Source organism: Microbacterium sp. C5A9 (genome assembly GCF_022627955.1).
Classification (GTDB): Bacteria; Actinomycetota; Actinomycetes; order Actinomycetales; family Microbacteriaceae; genus Microbacterium.
Genome location: NZ_JABXGD010000039.1, coordinates 1 through 235 on the forward strand (window position 1 = coordinate 1; position 235 = coordinate 235).

At 67.2% G+C, this 235-nt stretch carries 1 protein-coding gene; it reads right to left on the reverse strand.

Features of this window, described 5'->3' with window-relative positions; genetic code table 11:
• A partial coding sequence (locus tag HWD99_RS18405; protein ID WP_241797636.1) for a recombinase family protein occupies window positions 1-235 on the reverse strand: 235 nt, incomplete at both ends.

A 235-nucleotide genomic window follows, 5' to 3' on the forward strand; every position in this document is an offset into this window, starting at 1 on the left:
GCGCAGGATGCCGTTGCCACGCGGGCCGTCGCCATTGATGGTCGATGCGCGCCAGATCGCGCCGCGTGGGCCGGGGATGTTTTCCCGGTTGAGGATGCCGGCGATCGTTCGCGCGCTTTGACCGTCGACGAACAGGCGAAAGATGCGGCGGACCACGGCGGACTGTTCCGGATCGATTTCGCGCAGGCCTCGCACCGGGCGTCCGGCGGTATCGATCCTGTTGGCGGTACGATAG